The following is a 25700-nucleotide window of genomic DNA, read 5'->3' on the forward strand; positions in this document are numbered from 1 at the left end:
ATGCAACAGGATCACCGCGAAGACGGTCAGGTAGACCTCTTTCTCCCTCAGCTGACTGCGCTTCCTCTCCGGGATCAGCGCGAGACGATGGAGCGGCCCTTTTTCTCGCTGTCCAAGCGCAAGCGGCTCAAGCCGATCGACTATGTAAGCCCCGATCGAAAGATCACGGTCCACGTCTCCGCGAACTCGGAATATGGCCTGGCGACCATCTACGATCTCGATATCCTGATCTACTGCGCGTCGGTTTTGATCGAGCACAAGCGCCGGGGTACCAACGATATCCCTCAGACGCTGCACGTCGTTCCGTACGATATGCTGAAGACGCTCAAGCGCGAGGTCGGCGGACGCGCTTACGATCTCCTGGGAAATGCGCTCGACCGTCTCCAATCGACGACGGTGAAGACGAACATTCGTTCGGGGGATGCTGTCGAGACCACCTTCTCCTGGATCGACAGCTACAGCCAGCTCAAGGATCGTTCGGGCACTGTCCGCGGGATGAGGATCACACTCGCTAAATGGTTCTACGACGGTGTCCTGATGGACGGCGGCGTGCTCGCCATCGACCCCGCCTATTTCTCGATGACTGGCGGCCGCGAACGCTGGCTCTATCGGGTCGCGCGCAAGCATGCCGGTGGGGCCGGTAGGGATGGCTTCGCCATCTCAATGCCCACGCTCTTCGAGAAGTCAGGGGCAGAAGGCGACTATCGGCGCTTCAAGTTCGAAATGACCAAGATCGCCCGGGAAAACGATCTGCCGGGCTATTCGCTGGAGATCGAACAGCGTGACGATGCCGAACCGCTGTTGCGTATGATTCGGCGCGATCGCGAGCTGTCCGAGGAGGGTAAGCCCTCCCCTGCCCTCACCCAGGTTTCGCCTCCGGTCGCCAAGGCTAAAGCACCTGAGGAGGCCTCGATCTCCTTCCCCACGAGCGGCCATATTTCACATTCGGCATTTGGTGCGATCGCCCGCGCCAACCTGCCGAGCCCGCAACGCGACCATGGCCTCGTGGGAGACGACTTCCGGACCTTCTTGCGTCAACGCGAGATCGCGTTTGATGCGAAGAACATCACGCAGATTTTCGCCACCTTTTGCGCGAAGCAGCGCCCTGTAAACTGATCAACGTACACGCCCGCCAGCGTAACGGTCCTTCAGGAACACGCTCGTAAATGCGCGGCACGTCCAGGCCAAACATCCAGCTGGGCGTTCCTGAAGTAACGAGTTGTGGTTCAGATCTCAACGCACATGGTTTTATGGGCAGTCGGTGGAAGACCGTGAGGCAGGCATTGGCGGACTTTTAGCGGCCGCCCTTGCCCGCACAGCATCCGCCTCGGACCTGTTTACCAGCCCTTCAACCCGGCGATGCAGACATGCAGCTCGTCCGCACGGTACTTGAGGAACGGTGCTGTCGGTCGGAATTCCTGATCACATTAGCCTTGCCGGAACGCCGTGTGTCGAATTCGCGATGATCGACGTAGGCGAGGTCGCGTCCACAAGGTGCGTCACACGTCGGCGGAGGACATGCGGTCTTCGTAACAGGCGGTCGTGTTGTCGATCTTGTGTTTCCATTCGGCAGCAAGCTCAAGGTCGAGCAGCGTCCCGCACCATGGCATCCCAGACGCCTTGCCCCGGCCAACGCCAGAACCGCACATTGACCCAGGTCCACTTGCCATAGCGGCCCTGCATGCCGCCCTACGGAAATCCAACCCGCAGGAAATGTCGGTGAGACAGCGTCAATGTCACCGGCACCCACCATATCGACACCGCGCAGCGAAAGCAGCCGCCAAGCTTCCTATTGAGCCGTCGTCGGATCGTCGTGATCCGTACAAGCTCTGAGCAGAGGAATTCGGTGTCAGGATCCGAGCGGTAAGGGGGCTCTTCTTACGAACACGGCGTAGGGGAGGGAAGGATCTGGCCTCGCTGTATTTGGTGCCGTTCCTGAAATACCGTGTCGGCTCCAAATGGGCGGAAGCGGGTCTCGTGCAAAATGCACGCCTCGCGACCATCGCCCCGCCGGGAATGCGTTCCCAATGTACCGTTCAAGAAGTGGCCGCCATCGCCGAAAGCTCAACAATACGAGCCACGGAATGGCGGGGCCGCGACCGTTCGGCTTGAGAATGCGCCGACACTGCCGCCCGACGACGCCGCAGTCCAGCGATCCGTTCCTAAAGGACCGTCGTTGAGTCGTGTGAGGATTCGCCACTTGCTAAGGCAGTCGCCATTGGGCACGTCGAAGCTTGGGAGAGCGCCCCCAATGTCGCCCACTCAACTTTCAGCGCCAGACGATCAAAGTGGCCGGAACCCACGGAAAACAGGCAGATTCGGGCTGAGTAAAACACGTTTTACCGAGTTGGTCAGGCCTGCCTGCTGCAGAGTTCGGCACGGTATTTCAGGAACGGAGCACGGTACATGAGGAACCGAATCACGGTTCATCGGGAACGGCTTGCAGGGTATTTCAGGAACGGTGAAACGGTATAACGGGAACGGACTTATGGTTACGACTCGCACTGACTCGGCGAGTCGCGGAATGTTCATCCACAGCCTAACTTTTTATCCTATTCTCTAAAGAGATTAACGGCGCCTGCGGCGTTTCCTGTCTTTGAAAAACTAAGACGAAAGAAGGGCAGGGATTGACCGCCTCCTCTAACTGCATAACCCCGTCGAGCCGCACCGCCGTCGTCGGCGCCTCGTCGCCGCGCACCTGACCCCGGTCAATCACCACCGACCGCTGCTCGTCCCGTTGGCAACGTTTAGGGACATTTTGATCCGGTTGTCACTGGGAACAACGCAAGGTACTTCCGCCGAAACAGCGCTGAGAGACCAGAACAAAATACGAAATGCCGCAAAAAGCCGCCCAGAGCCCGCTGAGCGCGTTGCCAGCGCCCGACGTCCCTTGGGAAGCAAAGTACCCCAGACCGCGCTGTACGGGCTTCCTGGCAAGGCATCACCAGAGCGCATTCTGCCTGAAACGACACTTATAACCCGTCACAGGCCGGATCTGAGCATGCACGCCAAGTAGCGGGGTCAGCCATCGCGCATAGCAGCAACCACTTCCCACAAATTGGCAGCAGGCATAGTTGGTGCCGGTCTATCATCACAGGCACCTCCACGTCGAATTTCTCGAAGCAGTGGAAAGCCGATGCTGGGAAGGGGAGGGACGCCTGCGCAGTCCGCTGACAGGCTATGCGCAGCCAAGTTTGATGGCGATGCGCAGCAGGTCGGCCGATCGCCAGTCCCGCGCTGACCGAAAGAGAGCCTCGCGCCCTCTGGTCGTCGCAGCGCTTTGCGACTTGCCGTCCCATTTTACAGTCGCATCAACCGAAAGAACGGCAATCTCACGCTAGTCTGAAAGGAGGGATGGTACGTGGGTGAGGTCAAACAGGGATCGAGTCATCGCCGGCGCGCCCGATCGCCGAAGCAACGCCCGCGCCACGTCGAAGAAGCTCGTCGATATTCGCCATCTCCTGATCGAAAGCGTCGAACACGTCCGCCAGCCCCCGGTTTGCGGGAAGGGAAGGGGGTTCATTGCGGGGACGGCCGCGCTTGGGCGCTGCATAGCCAAATTCGACGGCGAGGTCGGTGCTCAGGAACACGCGCCATGTGCGCCTCTGGGTGATTTCGATGAGCAGACCACAGGCAACACCGCGGGTGAGGAGCTTGCTGGCGCCGGCCACGCTCATGCTCAGCAGCTCGGATACCGATCGGGGCGAGAGCAGGGGCCGGTGATGGAGGAGCGCCGCGAGCGCGGGTAGGACTCCCGGTCGATATTCGGCAACGATCGCGCGCTGCGCATCGCGATGGAGCCGCTCGAGATCGTGCAGGCGTTCCAAGTTTGCAGTGACGCTATGCTCGAGGCCGCGTAGCGCGGCGTGCCAGTCTTCGTCGCTGATCGTCCGCTTGAACCGAAACGCTTTCACGCCGCCAGCGAGACAGGGCAGGGGGGTGGCGGCAAGCCCGCGGTCGCGCAGCGCGAAGGGCAGGCCAAGCCAGGGCTTGATGCTGTGGTCGATCCGCGCGAGCTGGCGCACGGTGTCGAGCGCGCGGACAAGGGGCGGATGCTCGGCCGCCGTCGCGGGTTCCCCGATCGCGGTCGGGAGCTGGTCGCGCCAGGCCAGCGTGTCCGGATCGTCGAGCGCCGCGCGCCATTGGTCGAAGCGGTCGAACAGGTCGAGATGGCTGGGAAGGGCAGGGCGTCCGGGCACTTTGAGGCCACAGCCCCACGAAAATACGTCGATTTCCTCGACCTCGGCTGATTGCAGTTGCAGCGCCTTCGCGTAGCCGGTCCACGCGGTGCGTATCGCCCACGGTTTGGCTACAGGACTGACGGTAAACCGGGCGTCGAGCCGCCCGATCGCCGTCGAACACGATGCTATCGCCGCGACCATTTTCGGGGTATAATCAGGTCCGTAGCGGGCGGTGACGGGTCGGCTTTCCATAGCCAATAGTGAACTGAAATCATCTCTCGGTAAAGTATGCCGGGACGCACAGTGTTGATAATGGATCGTTATCAACACCCTATACTTTAGAAAGTGACCGCGCTAATCCTCGTCCCCATGACCACTGACCCGCCCGAACCGCTGGCGCTGCCGTCGCCGGCGGCCGCGCCGCCCGATCCGTCGGTGGCGCAAGTCGTCGAGGACGTGCGCGATCTGGTCGGCGCCGGCATCCGCCTCGATCAAGAACTGGTTGCGGCCGCGGTGCGGGGCTGGTCCAACAATACGCGCCGCGCCTTCTGCTCGGACCTGAAGGTTTGGGGCGACTGGTGCCGCCGTCATGGCATCGCTCCGGTGCGGGCGACGCAGAGTGATGTGGCCGCCTATATTCGCGCGCTGTCGGGCATCGACCCCTCGGCCGAAAAGGTCCGCGCGATGGCGACGATCGAACGCTATGTCTCCTATATCGGGCGGGCCTATCGCATGGCCGGTCTTGCCGATCCTACTGCCGGGGAGTTGGTGACGCTCGAAAAGAAGGCCGCCCGCAAGAAACGGGGCGTGCGCCAGCGCCAGGCCCGCGCAATCCGCTTCAAGGGCGACATTGCCGATTTCGACAGCCCGCCAAGCGGCGTATGCCTCGCACATCTTATCAAGGCGGTCCGGCGCGACGTGATGGGCCTGCGCGACGAGGCGCTGTTGCGCGTCGCCTATGATGTGGGTGCGCGCCGCTCGGAGCTGGTGGCGATCGACGTCGACCATATCCACGGACCGGACGCGGGCGGGGCAGGGGCCTTGTTCGTGCCCACCAGCAAGACCGATCAGGAAGGCGAGGGGGCCTGGGCTTATCTCTCGCCCGCGACCATGAAGGCGATCGCGCGCTGGCGCGAGGCGGCGCATATCGACAAGGGGCCGCTGTTCCGCCGCATCGAAACCCATTTTGACGGCTCGATCGCGGCGATCGGCACCAAGCGGCTGCATCCCAACAGTATCACGCTGCTCTACAAGCGGTTGGTCCAGCGGGCGTTCGACAAGAAGCTGCTTGGCCCTATGAGCGAGGCGGAAGTCGCGCGCTGGGTTGCGGCCGTGTCGAGCCATTCGCTGCGTGTGGGCGTGGCGCAGGACAATTTTGCGGCGAGGGAAAGCCTGCCTGCGATCATGCAAGCTTATCGCTGGCGCGATCCCAAGACGGTGCTGCGCTATGGCGCGCAGCTAGCCGCCAAGAGCGGGGCGAGCGCAAGGATGGCGGTGAGGGTTGGCGAGTAATGCCGCGCCGCTGACAGAACATCGTCGCCGCGCAGGCCAAGGCGCGCGCCATGGCATTGCAGAGACGATTCCCGCAAATCGTCTCTGTTGCAACGCCCCGACGAGAGACGAGAGTGTGCCGTTAGCTGGCTGGCCGGATCACAGCGCAGCCGACGCGCGCACCGGCGCCGCCGATCGGCTGCGTGATATGGTCATCGGGGCTGGCGTGGATCACCAGCGCAGATCCATCGGCGTCGAGCAGGTTCGGCCGGTCGGACCCTGCGCCTAGCGAGACGAGCGCGGAGAAGGCTTCGGCATTGGCGGTGCCGTCTGCCCCCACATAGATGTTCGGAAGCTCCCCGAAATCCGGGCCTTCCGGATTAAGGAGCCCGTGCGGCATCTTGTGGCCGTCATGGTTGATATGGGCGCCTGATTTCTGGAAGCCCTGGTCCGAGCAGTCGCCGGTCGCGTGGAAGTGCATTGCGTGCCAGCCCGGCGTCAATCCGGAGGCTGTCAAGCGGAGGAGCACGCCGGTACGGCCGTTGGTCAAGGTCGCTTCTCCGATCTTGGTCCCGCCCGCCAGCACGATGTCGCTTTTGATGCTCGGCGGTGCGGATGTCTGCGCGATCGCGGCCGTGGCCGCGACCATTCCAACGACTGCCAAAGCAGTTCTCATAGATTTCATCACTCTTTCTCCTTCCACATAATTATCTTGGACCAATGCGATGGACGCAATTGCATCTCGGCCGCCGCGCGGGGATAGCGACCGCTAGTGGTCATTCTCCACCCTGTTGCGCCCTATGAGCGGCAACATGCGATGCAGCACGAGGTCGCGGTCGATGAAATGATGCTTGAGCGCCCCCAGCACATGCAGGGCGAGGACGACATAGATCGCCTTGACCAGGATCTTGTGCCAGTCCCCGAAGGTCTCGGATAGATCCTCGCCTTGCGGCAAAGGCAGATTGGGGGCGGGCACAGCTCCGTACAGCGGGACTTCGGGTGCTCCACCGGCCGACGCCGCGGCCCATCCCAATAGCGGCGCCCCGATCATCAGCACATAGAAGAGAATATGGGTGCCGCGGGCGAGGAGGCGTTCCCACAGTTTCATGCCTTGTGGGAAAGGGGGCCATGGATGCGCGATCCGCCATCCGAGCCGGAACAGGCTCAAAAGCAGGACGGTGATGCCAACGGATTTATGAAGCTGGTAATAGCCGAGCTTCTCCGATGGCTGCGCGTCCTCCATCCAGCCCCCGAAGGTCGCGTTGGCGAATATAAGCACGAAGATCGTCCAATGGAGGATGATCGAGACCGTGGAATAACGGGATCTGGATTCTTGCATCGGAACCTCCCGGTCGAGTGATGGCGAGGCTGGTACGGATCAGAGCCAGTCGGCGGTTTGGACGAGTGGTCACAAATGGCGTTCGTGTCGCGTAAGTCGCCTTCCCTTGTTCTGTTCAAGCCAACGAGAAGCAAGGGATTTCGCAGGCACCAGACTCTATTCGCCCGCGGCACGATTTCCGGACACAACCTGGGATGAGCCAAGCTGGGAACGGGGCGGCAGAAGACGCGCGGAATTGAGGATGAAGGTCAGTTCCGATGCGACATGGATGAAAGCAGCGAGCAGCGGCCCCAAATATCCGAAGGCCGCGAGACCGATACCCAACAGGTCGATGGCGATGGTTCCGCCGAAGTTCTGCCAGATGATGCCGCGCGTCCGCCGCGCCACCTTGAGGGTGTCGACAAAGCGCGCCAGATCGTTTCCGAGTAGCACGATGTCCGCGCTCTCCTGCGCCACGTCCGTGCCCGATCCCATCGCGACCCCGACATTCGCCTCGGCAAGGCCCGGTGCGTCGTTGACCCCATCGCCGACCATCGCGACGCATTTCCCATCCCGGATCAGGCCGCGAATGCGTGCGAGCTTATCTTCGGGCAACAGGCCAGCCTCGATCTGCGAGATGTTGAGTGAACGGCCCACGGCATTGGCAACCGCTGGCGTGTCGCCGGTGAGCAGAATTGTCTTGATGCCCATCAGCCATAGCGCCTGCATTGCGGCGCGGGCTTCGGGCCGGACCGTGTCTGCGATAGCGATTGTCCCGAGATAGCGTCCGTCACGCGCCACGAACACGTCAGAGGCGGCCTCAATGCCCGGCCCCGCGTCATCGGGGACAACCAGGCCGTTGTCGGACATCCAGGCGTCGTTGCCGACAAGAATTTTGCTGCCGGCGACATCGGCGGCAATGCCACGCCCCGGCGTATAGTCGAAGCGGTCGGGCTCGCTGATGGCGAGGCTCCGCGCACGGGCCATCTGGATAATCGCCTTGCCGAGCGGGTGTTCGGAGCGCAGCTCGGCGGCCGCGGCGGCAGTAAGCAGGTCGTCCTCATTCACGCCTTCGGCAGGCGCGAGTCCGTGAATCTCGGGCCGACCAAAGGTCAAGGTGCCCGTCTTGTCGACGACGACCGTATCTACCTTGCCGAGTGTTTCGAGGTGGACGCCGCCCTTGATGATCGCCCCGAGCCGGGCCGAGCGACCGATGCCTCCCAGGATGGCCAGGGGCGTGCCCGCCGCGATGCCGCAGGCGCCCGCGACGATGATGACCGAGATAGTGGAATAGAGATCGCGGGTGATGAGCCAGGTGACGATTGCGGAGCCGATCGCGAAATAGACGAGATAACCCGCCATGCGATCCGCCAGCCTCTGGACGGGCGCGCGCGAGCGGTCGGCGCGCTCTACCGCTTCGATGATCTTGCCGTAGCTCGTATCGCGCCCGATCCGCTCGGCCCGGACTTCGAGCGCGCCCGACTGATTGATCGAGCCGGCGAAGATGGATGTTCCCTCGATTTTCTCAACGGGCATCGATTCGCCCGTGATCCGCGATTCATCGACGAACGAGTGGCCGCTGAGCACGATGCCGTCCACCGGGATGCGGCCGCCGGGAGCAATGAGAATGGCGTCGCCCACGCTCAGCTCGTTGGCGGAGATGGTCTTCACCGCGCCGGTGCGGCGCACCGATACTTCGCGTGGCAGAAATTCAAGGAGGTCGCGGATCGCCTTGCGGCCCCGTCCGACCGTCATGCCTTCGAGAACTTCGGCCACCAGCACGAACAGGGTGATGACGAGCGCCGTAAAGAACTCGCCGATGGCCGCCGCCGCGACGATGGCGATCGACATCGAAAGCTCCATGGTCATTCGACGCTGAAGGACGTTCTCGAAGGCTTCCTTGAAGATCGGCCATCCGCCGATGGCGAGGCCGACGACGCCGATCACGCTGACGCGCGGAAACGGCTCCCACAGACCGAACCAGACAGCGGCGGCAGCAAGCGCAACCAGCACGATCCGCACGGCCTCCGGCCATTCAAAAGGATGATCGTGATCGTGATGGTCGTCATGATGATCGTGATCATGACGGTCGCGGTCGAGGCTTGCCACATCGCTACCGGCCGCTGGCGCTATGGTACGGGCATCGGCTGCGTCCGCAAGGGTTCGTCTGGAGATGTCAGCAGCCAATTTCGATTCCAGTCCTATTTGAAGTAGGTTCGCACCACGTCGATAAGTTCTCCGGCACCGTCCTCGCGCTCTTGGGGCGTAAGTGCCGGGTCCGCGACGTGCATCTCGATGTGATCCTCGACCACCTCGGCAATGAGACCGTTCAATGCGCCGCGCGCGCCGGCGATGAGGTGCAGCACGGTGGCGCAGCCCTTCTCACCTTCGAGTGCGCGTTCCACCGCTTCGATCTGACCGCGAATCCGCCTGACGCGGTTCAGCAGCTTGGTCTTCTCGCGAATCGTGTGTGCCATGCGCACCTCCTACCAGCCAAAGGGATAGCCCACTACCCTATTTTGATCTGTGTCTACAGGCGCGGAAATGCGTCGGATCGAAGTCACGCGCGCCTGGATTTCTGCATGATACTTGCCTTCTTTCGCTGGCGGCTTATGCTCGGCGGTCGTGATTGGGGTTTTTCGCCTTCGACTTTTTGGGCTTTGCTCGACGCTTTGTGTCGCGTTGGCGTTTGCCTTTGCGAGCGCCAGCACGGCGAGCGTAGTCGATCGGATTCAGCACCAATCCGGTGCAGCGAGCAGCCACGACCATCTGCCATTCAGCCGAATCGTCTTCGAGACCAGCGACCATAAGCATGGGCCTGATGCTACCGAGTCGGATGGCAGTCGTGATGCTCCCGACCACCAACCTGGAACGGGGCATCACCACCATGGCGGCGATAGCGGCTCCGGGTTGCTTGCCCCTGCATCGCGGGGATCGGGATGGGTTTTCTCGCGATTTTTGCCTTGGCAGTCGCCCGCCGATAGCGGACTGCCCGATTTTCTGACACACGGTCCCGAACGACCTCCAAAGGCCAGCGCGATCCGCACCTGAGCCGCCGCGTCACTTGAGGCGCGGCCTATGCCACGCCTGCTCGTGAGGCCGTTTTGTCATGTTTTCCAATATCGTTGCGCGCGCCCCGGCGCGTTTGCGGCGCGCGCTTGCGATAGGCGCAGCGCTGGCCGTCCTGTCCGTGCCTTCGATCGGCGCGGCGCAGACCCTCAGCCTGTCGGATGCGTTGTCGCGCGTCGCGGCCGGCGATCCTTCCGTTGCGGCCAATGCCGCCCGGCTCCGGGCGGCCGATGCCGCCATCCTTCAGGCCGATGTGCGCCCGCGCGATGTCGTCGGCGTCGATGCCGAGGACTTCGTGGGCACCGGCCCCTATTCGCCGGTCGGACGGTCGCAGACGACCGCCTGGTATGAGCGGACGTTGGAACGCGGAGGCAAGCGCGAAGCCCGCGTCGGCGCGGCGCGCTCGGAAGTCGGCGTTACCGTCGAGCGTAACCGCCTGCGGATGCTCGACCTGCTGGCGCAGGTGCAGGCCGCCTGGGTCGACGCGCTGGCGGCCGAGGCCACAATCCCGATCGCGGAACAGCGCCTCGCCGCCGCGCAGCTCGTTGAGACCGAGACCGGCCGCCGGGTCGGCCGCGCGCTCGATCCGCTGTTCGCGGGCGAACGAGCAAGAACCGCCGTAGCACAGGCCCGCATCGCGCTCGACCAGGCGCGAGAGAATGCGCGGATCGCGCGCGCCAGCCTTGCCGCTTTCTGGGGTGGAACGGCCGACTACAGCCTTGACCCGTCGTCGTTCGGATTTGCGGAGGCCGGCGCGGGTGCGCCCGAAAGCAGCCCCGATCTCGCACTGCTCACTGCCGAGCGCGACGCGGCCGGCGCGCGGGTGCGGCTCGCCGAGACCGGCAATTTCAGCGATCCGACCGGGCGCGTTGGCGTGCGCCACTTTGGGCAAGGCAATGACATGGCGATCATGGTCGGCGCGTCGATCCCGCTCGGCAGCCGGACCGCTAATCGTGGCAATGTCGCGCGGGCCAATGCCGAAGCGCAGGCGGCTGAAGCCGAGATCGCGGTTACGCGCGTGCAGGTCCGGCGCGAGATCGACCGGCTCATCGCCGAACGGGCAACACTCGCCACCGAGATCGTGCGGATCGAGCGCGAGGTTCTGCCGAGCGCCGAGCGCGCGGTGGTGCTGGTGGGCGATGGTTTTGCCCGTGGCGGCACCGCCTTCACTTTCCTCGAAGCCAACCAGGCCCAACAAGCGGTGGTCGATGCCCGGTCCCGACGGGTTGAGCTGCTGCGCCGCTTCCACCTCAACGGCGCCCGGCTCGACCGGCTGACCGGCCGCCACGCTTCCCTTCTCGCCAGCGCGGAGAACCGCTGATGAAACGATCCCTTCTTGTCGCGGGCTCATTGCTCGCTCTTTCCCTGCTCACCGGATGCGGAGAGTCCTCGTCCACTAACGAAACCGCCGAGCCTAAGGCTGCCGCTGCCGAGGATTATGAGCGCGGACCGCATCGCGGGCGCATGCTGCGCGACGGCGATTTCGCAGTCGAGATCACGATCTTCGAGGAGGGAGTCGATCCCGAGTTCCGCGTCTATGCCTACCGGAAGGACAAGCCGGTGTCGCCAGGCGAAGTGCGGCTCGCCATGGAGTTGACGCGCCTTGGCGGAAAGGTCGATCGCTTCGCATTTACCCCTCAGGGGGATTATCTGCGCGGTGGCGGCGTGGTGATCGAGCCACATTCGTTCGACGTGAAGGTGCGGGCCGTCGAGGGCAGACGCACCCACGACTGGACCTATGCCTCCTATGAGGGCCGAACGACCATATCCGCGCAGGCAGCGCAGGCTGGCGGCGTGCGATCCGAACGTGCGGGGCCTGGGGCCGTTGCCGAGTTGATCGACATGAGCGGCCGGATCGAGATCACGCCTGAAGGCAAGGCCGACGTGCGCGCCCGCCTGCCAGGGCAAATCGTGTGGATGACCGGAAATCTGGGCGATCGGGTCAGCCGGGGGCAGACGCTGCTGCGTGTCGAGTCCAGCCATTCGCTCCAAACCTATGCGGTGACGGCGCCGATCAGCGGTGTCATCGTCGAGAAGAATGCCAATGTCGGCGACACGACGGGCGACCGTGCCCTGTTCGTGATCGCTGATCCGACCCAGCTCCATGCCGAGTTCTTCGTCTATCCGCGTGATGCCGAGCGCGTGCGGGTGGGTCAGCGGGTCAACCTCCGCAGCCTCTCCGGCGAAGCGCGAATCGAAGCGCCTGTCGAGGCGATCTTGCCGACCGCGGACGTCGCCAGCCAGACCATGATGGCGCATGTCCATCTGCCGCCGGGCGCATCGCGCGATTTCCGGCCCGGTATGGGCGTCGAGGGATCATTTGCGGTCGCCGAGGCGCAAGTACCGCTCGCGGTGAGAACCAAGGCCATCCAGCGCTTTCGCGATTTCGAGGTGGTCTATGCCAGGGTCGGCAACACATACGAAGTGCGGATGTTGGAGATCGGCCGACGCACGCCCGAATGGACCGAGGTGCTCGGCGGCCTCGAACCCGGCACCGAATATGTGACCGACGGCGCTTTCCTGATCCGCGCCGACATCGACAAGGCGGGGGCCAGCCATGACCACTGAGAACGAAACGCCCGTGCGTTCCGCATTGCTCGAACGCCTCATCTCCAACGCGATCCGCTTTCGCTGGGCCGTTTTGACCATCGTTGCGTTGCTTTGCGGAATCGGCGTCTGGGCCTTCCAGCGCCTGCCGATCGATGCGACGCCGGACATCACCAACGTCCAGGTCCAGATCAACAGCGAGGCGGCGGGCTTCTCGCCGCTCGAAGCCGAACAGCGCGTCACCTTCCCGGTCGAGACCGCGATCGCGGGCATTCCGGGTCTGCAATATACCCGCTCGATCTCGCGCTACGGCCTCTCCCAGGTGACGGCGGTGTTCGAGGATGGGACGAGCGTCTATTTCGCGCGCCAGCTCATCAACGAAAGGCTCCAGACCGCGCGCGATCAGCTCCCCGAAGGCGTGGCGCCCGAGATGGGGCCAATCGCCACCGGGCTTGGCGAAATCCTGATGTATACGGTGGAGGCCGAGCCCAATGCGCGCAAGCCCGACGGCAACCGCTACACGCCCGAAGATCTGCGCACGCTTCAGGACTGGGTGATCCGGCCACAGCTCAGGAACACACCGGGCGTCACCGAAGTCAACAGCATCGGCGGCTATGAGCGGCAATATCATGTGACGCCGCTGCCCGACCGGCTCTCGGCCTACAATCTCAGCCTCAACGAGGTCGTGGCCGCGCTGGAGCGCAATAACGCCAATGTCGGCGCTGGCTATGTCGAGCGTTACGGCGAGCAATATCTGGTCCGCGTGCCGGGTCAGGCGTCGGGTATCGACGATCTGCGCTCGATCATCGTCACCAATCGCGGCGGCGTGCCGATCCGCGTCGCCGATGTCGCCGATGTCGTCATGGGCGAGGAGCTGCGCACCGGCGCGGCGACCGAGGACGGCGAGGAAGTGGTCCTGAGCACGGTGATGATGCTCGCGGGCGAGAACAGCCGAATCGTCGCCCGCGCCGCCGCCGAGCGATTGGAGGAAGCGGCAAAGGCGCTTCCGGCGGGCGTGAAGGCGGTCCCGATCTATGATCGCACCGGGCTCGTCGAACGGGCGATCTGGACGGTCGAAAAGAACCTGCTCGAAGGCGCGCTGCTGGTCATCGTCGTGCTGTTCCTGCTCTTGGGCAATATCCGTGCGGCGCTCATCACGGCGGCGGTCATCCCGATCACCATGCTGATGACCATCACCGGCATGGTGCGGGCGGGCGTCTCGGGCAACCTCATGAGTCTCGGTGCGCTCGACTTCGGGCTGATCGTTGATGGCGCGGTCATCATCGTCGAGAACTGTCTGCGCCGGTTCGGCGAAGCGCAGCACCGATTGGGACGGCTGCTCGACCGCGAGGAGCGCTTTGCGCTCGCCGCATCGGCGACGTCGGAGGTCATCCGGCCATCGTTGTTCGGGATGCTCATCATCGCGCTGGTCTATGTGCCGATCTTCGCGCTCTCGGGCGTCGAAGGAAAGATGTTCCACCCGATGGCGATCACCGTCGTCATGGCGCTGACCTTCGCGCTCATTCTGTCGCTCTCCTTCGTGCCCGCGGCGGTGGCCCTATTCGTCACCGGCAAGGTCGAGGAGAAGGAAAGCCGGCTGATGGGATGGGCGCGCAAACTCTATGCGCCGGCGCTCGACGCGGCGCTGCGGCTGCGGATCGCGTTTGTTGCGGGCGCGGTGGCGCTGGTCGCCATCGCGGGTTTTGCGGCCACGCGCATGGGCTCGGAGTTCGTCCCCAATCTCGACGAGGGCGACATCGCGCTTCATGCGCTGCGCGTCCCCGGAACGAGCCTGAGCCAGGCGATCCAGATGCAAACCTCGCTCGAAGCACGGCTCAGACAGTTTCCCGAGGTCGAGCGGATCGTCGCCAAGATTGGTACCGCCGAAGTGGCGACCGATCCGATGCCTCCTTCGGTCGCCGACACTTATATCATGCTCAAGGACCGCCGCGAATGGCCGGACCCGCGAAAACCCAAGACCGAGCTGGTTCGCGAGATGCAGGCGGCGGCCGAGACCATCCCCGGTAACAATTACGAGTTCACCCAGCCGATCCAGATGCGGTTTAACGAGCTATTGTCCGGTGTCCGGGCCGATGTCGCGATCAAGGTGTTCGGCGACGATCTCGACCGGCTTCTTGAGGTCGGCCAGTCGATCGAAAGCGTGGTGAGCGGCATCGAGGGTGCGCAGGATGTGGCCGTCGAGCAGGTGACGGGCCTGCCCGTCCTTCAGATCACGCCCGATCGGGCGGCGATCGCGCGGTTCGGGCTCAATGTCGGCGACATCCAGGATGCGGTGGCGGTCTCGATCGGCGGCCGCGAAGCTGGCCAGATCTTCGAGGGCGACCGGCGCTTCCCGGTGATCGTGCGGCTTCCAGAGGACATCAGGAGCAAGGCCGACGAAATCGGGCGGCTGCGCATTCCGCTGGCGGGCAATAGCACGGACCCGCGCGGTTTCGTGCCGCTCGCCGAAGTGGCGAAGGTCGAGGTCGTGATTGGCCCGAACCAGATCAGTCGTGAAAATGGCAAGCGGCGCGTCGTCGTGACCGCCAATGTCCGAGGCCGCGATCTCGGTTCATTCATCGAAGAGCTTCAACAGAAGGTGGATGCACAGGTCGAAATCCCGCCTGGCTATTGGGTGAGCTACGGCGGCACGTTCGAGCAACTGATCTCGGCGGCCGAGCGGCTGCGCCTCGTCGTGCCCGCCGCCCTGTTGCTGATCTTCGGGCTGCTTTACGGTCTTTTCCGGTCCGCCAGGGATTCGGCGATCGTCTTCTCGGGCGTGCCGCTGGCGCTCACCGGGGGCGTGGCTGCACTGCTGATCCGGGGCATGCCGCTCTCCATCTCGGCAGGCGTGGGCTTCATTGCGCTCTCGGGCGTCGCGGTGCTGAACGGCGTGGTGATGCTGAGCTTTATCCGTCAGCTCCGGGAGACGAGCCAGAGCCTTGACGAGGCGATCCGCGAAGGCGCGCTCACGCGGCTCCGGCCGGTGCTGATGACCGCGTTGGTGGCGAGTCTCGGCTTCGTGCCGATGGCGTTCAACGTCGGCGCGGGGGCGGAAGTCCAAAGGCCGCTGGCGACGGTGGTGATCGGCGGCATCATCTCTTCGACGCTGCTGACGCTGCTGGTGCTGCCCGCGCTCTATCGCCTCGTCCACGGTCGCGAAGCGCGACCGGAAGACGAACACCCATCCCCCGACACGGCCCCGGCGCAAGCCTGAGCCACGGCCACTCCCACGCGCCGGCCCCCGGCGCGTGGGAGACCGGAAAGGATTTTTTCATGAGCTACTACGCAACCATTTTCGAGAACGCCTTGCGAAACAGACTGACGTTCGCGCTCGGCATTCTCGCGCTGACGTTCTGCTTCGGTTTCGACGCCTTTGCGCATGGCGTCGCAGAAGGCGACCAAGGCTATATTCAGGAAAGCAGCGGCGTTCTGTTCTGGCCCTTCGTATATCTCGGCGCCAAGCATATGGTCACGGGCTACGACCATTTGCTGTTCCTGTTCGGCGTGATCTTCTTCCTCTACCGGATGAAGGACATCGGCCTGTATGTGACGCTGTTCGCGATCGGCCATTCGACGACGATGCTGTTCGGCGTCCTCACCGGGATCAGCGCCAACGCTTATGTCATCGACGCGATCATCGGCCTGTCGGTGGTTTACAAGGCGCTCGACAACCTCGGCGCATTCCAGCGCTGGTTCGGCTTCCAGCCCAACACGAAATGGGCGACGCTCATCTTCGGTTTCTTTCACGGCTTCGGCCTGGCGACCAAGATCCTTGAGTTCGAGATTTCGCCGGACGGCTTGCTGCCGAACCTGATCGCATTCAACATCGGCGTTGAAATCGGCCAACTCCTTGCCCTTGGCGCGATCCTGATCCTGATGGGCTTCTGGCGCCGGACGAGCAGTTTCCACCGCCACGCCTTCGCCGCCAACGTCGCCCTCATGACCGCTGGCTTCATCCTCGTCGGCTACCAGCTCACCGGCCTCGCGGTCGCGTAACAAGGAGTAATGACAATGTTCAATTCCCAGATGCCCCGCCTCGAAGATTTGCCGACCTCGAAGCAACTCATCCGCTCGACGATCATCGCCGCCGCGACTGCGGGAGCGATCCTCGTCGCCGTAATCCTGCCTTCCGAATACGGTGTTGATCCAACGGGTGCTGGCAAGCTTCTCGGTCTGACCGAGATGGGCGAGATCAAGATGCAGTTGGCCGAAGAAGCCGCTGCCGATGCGGCCGCCGATGCCGCCGCATCGCAGGAGGCGGCTGCATTGGCCGTGGCTCAGGCAGCAGCGGGAGGCGCTCAACAGGCTGCCCCGGCGCAGCCGGGGGTTGCAGGCCGCAACGACACGACCCGCGTGACGCTGGCGCCGAACGAGGGCGCGGAGGTCAAGCTGACAGCAGCAAAGGGTGCGCGCATCGCATTCGACTGGTCGGTCGAAGGCGGACATGTCAACTTTGACACGCACGCAGACGGACAGGGCATCTCCTATCATGGCTACGGAAAGGGCCGGGAATCGATTGGCGAGCAAGGCGAACTGGTCGCCGCGTTCGATGGCAAGCATGGTTGGTTCTGGCGCAACCGCTCCGGTGCCCCGGTCACGATCACGCTCCGCACGCGGGGCGAATATAGCGAGGTCAAGCGGGTCGTCTGACTTGCCCACCTTTCCCCGAGGGGATTCCTGGAGAGACGGATATGCTTTCGGTTCTAGCCAATCGAACCTATCGCCAACTGTTCCTTGCGCAGGTCATCGCGCTGGTCGGCACTGGCCTCGCCACGGTCGCGCTCGGTCTGCTTGCTTATGACATTGCAGGGGCTGACGCCGGCGCGGTGCTGGGCACGGCAATGGCGATCAAGATGATTGCCTATATCGGCGTCGCTCCGATTGTCGGGGCCTACGCCAATCGCTTGCCGCGCCGTGCCTTTCTGATCGCAATGGATGTGATCCGCTGCTTGGTGGCGCTCGCGCTGCCGTTCGTGGATCAGGTCTGGCAAATCTATATTCTGATCTTCGTGCTGCAATCGGCATCGGCCGGGTTCACGCCGACGTTTCAGGCCACGATCCCCGACGTGTTGCCTGAGGAGAAAGACTATACGCGGGCGCTGTCGCTCTCGCGCCTTGCCTACGACATGGAGAGCCTGACCAGCCCGATGCTCGCCGCCGCGCTGCTGACGGTGATGAACTTCCACTGGCTGTTCTCGGGCACGGCGATCGGGTTCGCCTGCTCGGCGCTGCTGGTGCTGACGACGACCTTGCCGCGTTCCAGCGCGCACAATTCCGGTGGCGGCATCTACGACAATACGACACGCGGCGCGCGGCTTTATCTGAAAACGCCTCGGCTGCGCGGGCTGCTCGCGGTGACGCTTGCCGCCGCCGCCGCCAGCGCGATGGTGATCGTCAATACGCCGGTGCTGGTGCAGGCGGCGCTTGGGCTTGGCCAAAGAGAGGTGGCGATCACGCTTGCCGCGTTCGGCGGCGGCTCAATGCTGGCCGCGCTGCTGCTGCCCCGTCTGCTTGAACGGCTGTCCGATCGAAAGGTCATGCTTTCGGCCGCCTCGGTGATGACCGTTGCGCTCGCCGTGCTTGCCCTGACTTGGCGCGGCCACGCTTCACCCGGCTATTGGGGCGTGATCCTCGCGGGCTGGCTGGTGCTGGGCATCGCCTATTCGGCCAGCATAACACCGGGAGGCCGCTTGCTGCGACGATCATCGGCGGAGGAAGATCGACCCGCCTTGTTCGCTGCTCAATTCGCGCTCAGCCATGTTTGCTGGCTCATCGCCTATCCGCTCGCCGGGCAGGTCGGCGCGCTCGAAGGTATGGGAATCGCCTTCGGAGCCACCGCCGCCCTGGCGCTGATCGGCACGGTGATCGCGTTCGGAATCTGGCCCAAAGAGGATGTCGAGGTGGTAGCGCACAGGCATGACGATCTGCCACTCGATCATCCCCATCTTCTCGAAGGGCATCCGGGCGGGCGGGCAGGTCACGCTTTCGTGATCGACGAGCTGCATCCACGCTGGCCGATTCGGTAGCGGCGGCGAGCCTAAAAGCGAAAGTCGCGCGCTGGATCGTGGACGTGTGCCCCCCTCAATCCGGTTGAGCGCGGCGCAGCACAATTTTTTGCGGCCGAAGCGATCCAACGCCCGCATGGCGATGTGTGTTCAAGAGAATTGCTTATTCTGCTCGACGTGATCGGCAAAATTGGCCCATTTCAACGCTTGCAATATACTTGAGGATGCAATGGGAGAAATTATGGCGCGCGCGTCGACGTCGATCAATCTTATAGTTATGCAACGCCGGACCGCGATGTCGAGCGCCGTCTGAAAATTGCGCCGGGGCTGGCCGTTCAATTAGGCGGTTCGCTCACCGCTGTATGTTCGGCATGGCCAGATAGCATATCCGTAGCAGACGCGATTGCACATAGCCCCTTCAACTCGCTCGCCAAGGAACACGAGCTGCGTGACGAAACCGTGCGCGTTTCGTCTGCCTTCGATCGCCTCGCGCGAGGGAATGCCATTGATACCCAATGGTGCGACGGCATCTCGCATCCGAGCGCCGCAATTCTGGACCATGCGTTGCTTGCGGATCTCGTGATCATGAGCGTGCCGCCCGCATCGAGCTTCGCGCATGCCGATCCTCTGGAGATCGCGGCCCGGTCGGGTGCGCCGGTTCTAAGGCTCGGATCGAATTTCGAGACAACCTCATTTCAAAAGATTCTGATCGGATGGATGGACAGCCGCGAAGCACGTTGCGCCCTTCGCGCGGCTCTTCCTTTCCTTCAACGCGCCGGAGAAGTTGTTCTGGCGGGGGTCGGGGAAGGTGTCTCCTCCGCGCGCCTTGCCGAAGCTGGGGAGTATCTATCGATCCGTGAGGTGGGCGCTCAAATCTTGCACATAGAGAGCAGCGAGACGGCTGCGAGAACGGTATTGGCAGACCTTGCCCGTCGTGAAAATTTCCATCTGGTTGTTGCAGGCGCTCGATTCCATGGTCTCTGGAGAGAGAGATTATTTGGTGGAGTGACCCGAGACTTTATCGCAGTTCCGAACATAAACTGGCTTCTAGCCACGTAGGATTACATCTTGGGCGAGCGGATCGAGCCGCTATCAGGCAACCTATGACGCAATCATATCTGGACAGGCGCGCCGTTCTGCGCGGCGCGACCCTGATGGGCTCCGGCGTCGCCCTGGCAGGCTGGTTGCCGGCATGGGCGCAGCCGGTCTCAGCCGGCATCGCACCTGACATGCCCGTGCTGAGCGGCGAGGAGATCGCCATCCGCATCGCGCATCAGCCTGTCACGATCGATGGACGCACCAGCCATGGAATCGCCATGAACGGGACAATCCCGGCGCCGTTGATCCGCCTGCGTGAAGGCCAGAATGTGCGCATCGCCGTCACTAACGCGCTCGACGAGGACAGCTCCGTTCACTGGCACGGCCTCATCCTCCCCGCGGAGATGGACGGCGTGCCGGGGATCAGCTTTCCCGGTATTCGGCCCAATGAAACCTTCGTTTACGAGTTCCCGATCGTTCAGTCGGGCACCTATTGGTATCACAGCCATTCAGGGTTGCAGGAACAGCTTGGCCATTATGGGCCAATCATTATCGACCCGGCAGGCGAAGATCCGGTGCGTTCCGATCGTGAGCATGTGATCGTGCTCTCGGACTATAGCGCGACGCATCCGCATGTGATCTTCCGCAAGCTCAAGCAGCAGGGAGGTTATTTCAACCGCCGCCGACAGACGCTTGCGGGCCTGCTCGCCGGTCGCGATCAGACGCTTCGCGAGCGCCTGCGATGGGGTGCGATGCGGATGGACCCGACCGACGTCGCCGATGTCACCGGCGCGGCCTACACTTATCTCGTCAACGGCCACGGCCCTGCCGACAACTGGACGGGTCTCTTTCGCCCCGGAGAGCGGGTGCGCCTGCGCGTAATCAACGCGGCGGCGATGACGATCTTCAATTTCCGCATCCCCGGTCTCAAGCTCACCATCGTCCAGGCCGACGGGCAGAATGTGCGGCCGGTGGCGGCGAACGAATTGCAGATCACGGTGGCCGAGACTTACGACGTGATCGTCGAGCCGGTGGAGGATCGCCCCTATACGATCGTCGCCGAGGCAAGCGACCGCTCGGGCATGGGCTGCGCCACGCTGGCACCGCGCGCGGGCATGAGCGCGCAGATTCCGCTCCCGCGCGAGCGCCCGATCCTCACCATGACCGACATGGGCATGAGCGCTATGGATCATGGCGCGCTGAACGACGATTCGCGCGCCGGGGATGGCGGCCATGCAGGTCACGGCGCGGCGGTCTCAGCCACCGCCACGCCGCAAGGCTCACATGCGATGCGCGATTTCTCGAACGTGCCCAATGTTGCGCGCACGCCGGCAGTGCAGTCGATCGCGCCGATGCCAATCGACCGCACCGGCGAACCGGGGATCGGGCTTGATGATGTCGGCCATGACGTGCTGACCTATCGTCACCTGATGGCGCTCGACCGCAATCCTGACGTCAGGGCACCGAGCCGCAGTCTCCAGATCCATCTTACCGGCAACATGGAACGCTATATGTGGGCGTTCGACGGGGTGACTTTTAACGCGCTCACCGCGCCGATCCCGTTTCGTCAGGATGAGCGTGTGCGTATCACGCTGATCAATGACACGATGATGGCGCATCCGATCCACCTGCACGGCCATTTCTTCGAACTGGTGACGGGACACGGTTCGTATGCTCCGCGCAAGCACACGGTCAACGTCTTGCCGGGTGGATCGGTGACGCTCGATGTCACGACCGACGCGCTTGGTGATTGGGCGTTCCATTGCCATCTGCTCTATCACATGCACGCAGGGATGATGCACGTCGTCGCAGTGCGTGCGAAAGGGACTGGTTGATGTGCGCGCGGATCGTTGCGTTGACCGCGATGGGCCTAGCAGTCTCCATACCGGCGGCGGCACAGACCCACGCAGGTCATGGCGCCACTCAAACTCGCCCATCGGCTGAAACGTCCAATCCGGTGGCGTCCCCGGATGAAGGGCATGCAAGTCATGAAGCAAGCGATCCGTCCGCCGGCGGCGATCCGCAGGGTGGCCATGGCGACCCCCAAGAGGCTCCTGCACGGGCAGACTCCCACGCTGGTCATGGCACGCAGACGGCGGCCCCGCGTGCGGGAAGCCGTGTCATGCAGGAAGACCATAGCGCACATGGCGTCCCGCCAGCGGATCGAAGCGATCCACATGCAGACGGCACGGCGCTACCGGCGGGCAACGCAGCGCCGCCGCCTATTCCGGGAGACTGGCATGCCGACCGGAGTTTCGATCCGGCTGACATGGCGCAGGTTCGCGCGACGCAGCGGCGGGCGCATGGTGGTGGCACCTATAGCCAGGTCATCGTCGACATCGCCGAATATCGTGCGATCGGAGACGATGGCGGCTATGCGTGGAAAGCTGAAGCCTGGTATGGTGGTGACATAAACCGGGCGGTGCTGAAGACGGAAGGCGATGGCCGCTTTCGCGGCGATCTCAATGGTGCGGAGGTCGAAGCGCTCTATAGCCGCGCCATTGATCCCTACTGGAATCTGCAAGCCGGGCTACGCTATGATTTCGAACCATCGCGCGCCTATGCGGCGATCGGCGTCGAAGGTCTCGCGCCTTACTGGTTTGAGCTGGAAAGCGCGGTTTTCCTCTCCGATCGGGGTCACATATTTGTGCGCGCAGGCGGCTACCACGATATGCGCGTTACGCAGCGGCTGATTATTCAGCCGCGCGCCGAGATCAATCTGTCCGCACAGGACATCCCAAGCGATCGCATTGGTGCGGGCCTGTCCAGCGTCGAGCTTGGCGTCCGGTTGCGCTATGAGTTCACGCGCGAGTTCGCACCCTATGTCGGGGTCCATTGGGAGCGCAGCTTTGCCAACACCGCTGATTTTGCGCGCGCCGACGGACGCGACGTCAGCAACGCAAGCTTCGTCGCGGGCGTGCGCTTCTGGTTCTGATCCGCTCGATGCCTGGAGAGAGATCTGATCGTTGAAGGTCTCCGTCCGAGCGCGATGGCACCTGAGGTTTCGAGATGAAGCGGCCAACAAGGCCGCCACGCGCTCGTAATAGGCTGCTTCCGTGGTGAGGCTCAGCGATGGGGTCGATCGCAGGTGCAATCTCATGCCGAGCCGGTGGTCCAGCCACCCGAGGCTCTTGGAGACGGCAGAGGGCGTGGCACCGATCAGCCGACCGGCCTGGGCAAAGGATCCGGCCTGTACCGTATGCACGAACGCCACCAGGCGAGCGGGTCTTCTTAAGGATGATGATCGCGCTCGCCTTTTACGAAATGACGGAAAGATCAGAATCCGGGACTGACTGATGAAACGGTGCCAAAATTGGATCAGTAGACCAGCGTTCAGGCGCTTTCGGGGCCATTACTTGTCTGCCATTGACACCGGACAGCACGGTCCATAGCCAGCGCGCGTCCGCTGCTGCGCGATGCATTGCTGGGCAGAGGCGGTTAGCGTCTTGGCAGGCAGCCGAAATGGTGTCGGAACTGGATCCCCATTCATCCAACAGGGCGTTGGCGTGCTCGATCGGCGAGGGAAGAGGCCGGCATGTCACCGTGCCCAGCGTATCCCACCAGTAACTGTCTATCGTGCTGTCGGCAAAGACTCGTCTGCTGCCGATCGCTTTGTGGAGCTCTGCTAGGACCGCGTCGGGCGGATGCCCCTCGGCATTCAATTGAGCGCGCGATATTCCATGGAGAGCGAAGGCTTCATCGGTCCAATCCCAATCCCGCCATCGTGCATCTGGTTTGATTAGCCAGGACCGCACGCCGTTGGCGCTCGCGATGCCGACTTCGATCGGAAAGGATCGACCATGACGGGGGAGGCAGCTTGCTTCGAAATCGATAGCGACAAGATCCATGAGCGTCATCTCCTGCCGCGCGTCGCGGCCATGCAATGACCACCTTCGATGAGGTTGGCCGACGCCCCCTTGCTTGTCCTCGAAACGCCCTGCTTCGCGTTTGGGCAAATAGCCCGCGCCATGTTTCGAACCCATCGCCGAAAACGTGCGCAACAAGCGCTGCTTTGCGTAGGCTTCATGACCTTAGCTGGCTAACCCCGCCACGCATAGATGTTCTTCACGTCTTGAGTGACAGAGTGCCAGGGCCCTGGGACAGAGCAGGGGTCGCAGGTGTAAGCGCACCCTTTGGTCCGAGGATTTGCAGGTGGGTTGTTGGTTGCCGACAGACTTCAGTTTCGAAATCAATTTGCGGACCTGTGAAAGCGTTTTGAGCACCTGCCGCCTTCCGCGAGGATAGCCGGTGAAGGCAGCGCGAGGCCGGTCGTTGTTTCCCTCGCGAAAAACATCCATTCCTGAGATGCCTTGGGCCTGGCACCCGATATAGAGGTACGGATCATTAATCTGGTCGGAGCAGCGCCCTTGCAACAAGATGATAGCTCGAAGGGTGGATCTGATCGCGCGTTGGAAAGCGCAGTAAGTCGAGTGTTTCATCGTTGTAGGTCGCGGCGACCGAACTGACGATGGAGGCGCGTTGTCGATTATAGGGCAGTAGCCAAATCACACGGCGCGCGATGATTCGTGCACGGATGTTTCGCAGTTTTTTCGTGAGGTCTGGCGAAGCGGCATCGTTCGAGCCGATTGCGAATACGGATGCACCATAGCGCTTGGGCGGGATTTGCCAGCGCAAAATCTGATCTGCGTTCGCTCTTTCGGCTGCGCGGACGTCACACCGGGCGGCATAAAGGGCGTTTACTGCGCGGGCAGTTCCCAGCCCGATACTATCTCCTAGGATGAGGCACTCGAACACAATATCTAGTCCTCGCATGCTGAACACCGGTTATCTCAAGCGGAAGATTTCGGTCCTGAGATGTTCTTGTTCGCCCTCGTCGATCTCCCGGCTTACCTGTGACAAGTCGGCTCTGGCGATCAGGTAGATACCTTTGCCTTTGAAGAAGGCGGTGATCCGCGTCGTCTCGTCCTCTGGTGGAATCTGTGAACCGAAGCGATGAGACCACCGGCTGTCCACGAAGCGGATGAGCCTTTTCCAAGCATCGATCTCGCTCCGGTGAACCTCGAGTGTCTCGTGATCCTCGAGGAGTATGACAAGAATCGAGGCATGCATGATGCTGTCCATCAAGAAGGATCAGGGCCATCGGGGCGGGGAGGGCTGACTAGCTTCGATTTTCTGCTTCCTCTCAATAAGTATTTTTCCGAATCTTGATTTATTCGTTTCGGCTCACATGAGGGATTTGGAAGCCATCCTCGATTACATCCAAAATGGAGATAAATTTGAGCGATTAGGCGTATAGCTATTCCCACGATCAGCGGGTCGTAGAGATTATCAGACCGCTTCTCTCTATCGCTCAAAAGTTCGCGCGGTATTTTCTCCCTAAGGGGATTGCGATCTAGCAACATGGTTAACTCACGCTTTCCCGTGCACTCCCGCTGCGGTTCGGTCGACACAGGACGGCGCGGTTGCTGCGTTTTCCCTGGTGCACTGCAGCGAAGCTGAATGGTTTCGTGGCTAGAGAGTAGTGGCGGCGATCTGAGGCACCAGGATGCTCGACCCTTAAAGCGACTGGGCTTTCTTGGTGCGTTTCGGGTATACAATTTTCGGAATGCAACAACTGACCGCGATCGAACTGGCAAACTGGATGGCGCTCTACCTCGCGGCAAGCATCTGCTGCGTCATCGCCTTGGTGTTATCCTGCGCCACGGTGGTGGTCGAATTGTACCGAGAGCGGTGCTGGGCAACTGTAACCTCCGTGCGAGCGGCAGTTCTGTTCGTGCCGCGGACATGGTGGCGATGGCAGAAGCACTATCTGATGTCGATGCCGGTGACACTGGGCGTCGTCATCCTTTTTGCCGGGTCGATGAACTGGAGTTAGGCAGAAGCTCGGCTGGCTTGGGGACGCGATTCGGATAGCACCGCTGTCTGAGCGTTCAGCGTTGCCATTGGATATTCTTCCCAGGCCACGTCCTCATCATGGCGGATGTATCAGGGACTGGATGTCGGGGTTGTGCGTCAATCACGCAAATACCCTGGGTGGGTGTTGCGCCCGTTCAATTGAGCGACTGCAGCAGGATAGGAGCGTCGCGC

Annotated in this window: 20 protein-coding genes and 1 pseudogene; 12 read left to right on the top strand and 9 right to left on the bottom strand. The window is 62.6% G+C overall.

The features are described from left to right. A complete protein-coding gene (locus JI59_RS21980) occupies positions 1 to 1116 on the top strand; it encodes a replication initiator protein A (protein WP_007015473.1) in 1116 nt (371 codons plus the stop codon). Between the two features lie 2255 nt (positions 1117 to 3371). Here JI59_RS21980 and JI59_RS21985 read toward each other — a convergent pair. Next, complete coding sequence (locus JI59_RS21985; protein WP_046195537.1) at positions 3372 to 4382, bottom strand: hypothetical protein; 1011 nt, start codon at positions 4380 to 4382, stop codon at positions 3372 to 3374. A gap of 168 nt (positions 4383 to 4550) precedes the next feature. On the opposite strand from JI59_RS21985, the gene JI59_RS21990 reads away from it, so the two are divergent. Beyond that, positions 4551 to 5693 (top strand): site-specific integrase, encoded by a 1143-nt coding sequence (locus JI59_RS21990; protein ID WP_039858563.1) that lies wholly within the window; start codon positions 4551 to 4553, stop codon positions 5691 to 5693. Positions 5694 to 5814: 121 nt separating this feature from the next. Here JI59_RS21990 and JI59_RS21995 read toward each other — a convergent pair whose 3' ends face one another. The 4 genes from JI59_RS21995 to JI59_RS22010 all read right to left on the bottom strand — a co-directional run bounded on the left by JI59_RS21995 (position 5815) and on the right by JI59_RS22010 (position 9467). Then, the gene (locus JI59_RS21995) at positions 5815 to 6357 is read right to left on the bottom strand and encodes a superoxide dismutase family protein (protein WP_039858561.1); all 543 of its coding nucleotides are present in this window, start codon (positions 6355 to 6357) and stop codon (positions 5815 to 5817) included. Positions 6358 to 6441: 84 nt separating this feature from the next. Continuing rightward, positions 6442 to 7011: a cytochrome b gene (locus JI59_RS22000; RefSeq protein WP_007015468.1), complete on the bottom strand. Its 570-nt coding sequence runs from the start codon at positions 7009 to 7011 to the stop codon at positions 6442 to 6444. Positions 7012 to 7167: 156 nt separating this feature from the next. Beyond that, positions 7168 to 9099 (bottom strand): heavy metal translocating P-type ATPase, encoded by a 1932-nt coding sequence (locus JI59_RS22005; protein WP_007015467.1) that lies wholly within the window; start codon positions 9097 to 9099, stop codon positions 7168 to 7170. A 92-nt stretch (positions 9100 to 9191) separates the two neighbouring features. Continuing rightward, positions 9192 to 9467, bottom strand: coding sequence for a metal/formaldehyde-sensitive transcriptional repressor (locus tag JI59_RS22010; protein WP_039858559.1), 276 nt, complete (start codon positions 9465 to 9467; stop codon positions 9192 to 9194). Between the two features lie 632 nt (positions 9468 to 10099). Here JI59_RS22010 and JI59_RS22020 point away from each other — a divergent pair. From JI59_RS22020 to JI59_RS27805, 9 genes are all read left to right on the top strand, one after another. After that, a complete protein-coding gene (locus JI59_RS22020) occupies positions 10100 to 11380 on the top strand; it encodes a TolC family protein (RefSeq protein WP_041565045.1) in 1281 nt (426 codons plus the stop codon). Next, complete coding sequence (locus tag JI59_RS22025) at positions 11380 to 12627, top strand: efflux RND transporter periplasmic adaptor subunit (protein ID WP_041565046.1); 1248 nt, start codon at positions 11380 to 11382, stop codon at positions 12625 to 12627. Before JI59_RS22020 ends, JI59_RS22025 begins: the two co-directional genes overlap by 1 nt. Beyond that, entirely contained in the window at positions 12617 to 15823 is a 3207-nt protein-coding gene (locus JI59_RS22030; RefSeq protein ID WP_039858545.1) for an efflux RND transporter permease subunit, read from the top strand. Before JI59_RS22025 ends, JI59_RS22030 begins: the two co-directional genes overlap by 11 nt. A gap of 59 nt (positions 15824 to 15882) precedes the next feature. Next, positions 15883 to 16605, top strand: a complete 723-nt coding sequence (locus JI59_RS22035; protein ID WP_007015461.1) for a HupE/UreJ family protein — start codon at positions 15883 to 15885, stop codon at positions 16603 to 16605. Positions 16606 to 16620: 15 nt separating this feature from the next. After that, on the top strand, positions 16621 to 17259 hold the full coding sequence (locus JI59_RS22040) for a hypothetical protein (RefSeq protein WP_007015460.1): 639 nt from the start codon (positions 16621 to 16623) through the stop codon (positions 17257 to 17259). A 41-nt stretch (positions 17260 to 17300) separates the two neighbouring features. Then, a complete protein-coding gene (locus tag JI59_RS22045) occupies positions 17301 to 18635 on the top strand; it encodes an MFS transporter (RefSeq protein ID WP_007015459.1) in 1335 nt (444 codons plus the stop codon). Positions 18636 to 19073: 438 nt separating this feature from the next. Then, entirely contained in the window at positions 19074 to 19673 is a 600-nt protein-coding gene (locus JI59_RS22050; protein ID WP_007015457.1) for a universal stress protein, read from the top strand. Positions 19674 to 19717: 44 nt separating this feature from the next. After that, complete coding sequence (locus JI59_RS22055) at positions 19718 to 21487, top strand: copper resistance system multicopper oxidase (RefSeq protein WP_007015456.1); 1770 nt, start codon at positions 19718 to 19720, stop codon at positions 21485 to 21487. Between the two features lie 434 nt (positions 21488 to 21921). Continuing rightward, on the top strand, positions 21922 to 22587 hold the full coding sequence (locus JI59_RS27805) for a copper resistance protein B (protein ID WP_239000641.1): 666 nt from the start codon (positions 21922 to 21924) through the stop codon (positions 22585 to 22587). A gap of 126 nt (positions 22588 to 22713) precedes the next feature. Here the strand turns inward: JI59_RS27805 and JI59_RS28050 are convergent. The 4 genes and pseudogenes from JI59_RS28050 to JI59_RS22075 form a co-directional block, all read right to left on the bottom strand. Further along, a pseudogene (locus JI59_RS28050) lies at positions 22714 to 22866 on the bottom strand (helix-turn-helix domain-containing protein); the annotation flags it as partial. 43 nt (positions 22867 to 22909) lie between these two features. Continuing rightward, positions 22910 to 23500: a 3'-5' exonuclease gene (locus tag JI59_RS22065; RefSeq protein ID WP_174888149.1), complete on the bottom strand. Its 591-nt coding sequence runs from the start codon at positions 23498 to 23500 to the stop codon at positions 22910 to 22912. Between the two features lie 496 nt (positions 23501 to 23996). After that, positions 23997 to 24425: a hypothetical protein gene (locus tag JI59_RS22070; RefSeq protein WP_081474085.1), complete on the bottom strand. Its 429-nt coding sequence runs from the start codon at positions 24423 to 24425 to the stop codon at positions 23997 to 23999. A gap of 12 nt (positions 24426 to 24437) precedes the next feature. Then, on the bottom strand, positions 24438 to 24734 hold the full coding sequence (locus JI59_RS22075; RefSeq protein WP_007015452.1) for a hypothetical protein: 297 nt from the start codon (positions 24732 to 24734) through the stop codon (positions 24438 to 24440). Between the two features lie 484 nt (positions 24735 to 25218). Here JI59_RS22075 and JI59_RS22080 point away from each other — a divergent pair, with 484 nt between their 5' ends. Beyond that, positions 25219 to 25488 carry a hypothetical protein gene (locus JI59_RS22080; RefSeq protein WP_007015451.1) on the top strand — a complete coding sequence of 90 codons (270 nt, stop codon included), beginning with the start codon at positions 25219 to 25221 and terminating at the stop codon, positions 25486 to 25488. The last annotated feature ends 212 nt before the right edge of the window (positions 25489 to 25700 follow it).

Origin of the sequence: Novosphingobium pentaromativorans US6-1, from assembly GCF_000767465.1 — a bacterium.
Taxonomy (GTDB): Bacteria; Pseudomonadota; Alphaproteobacteria; order Sphingomonadales; family Sphingomonadaceae; genus Novosphingobium; species Novosphingobium pentaromativorans.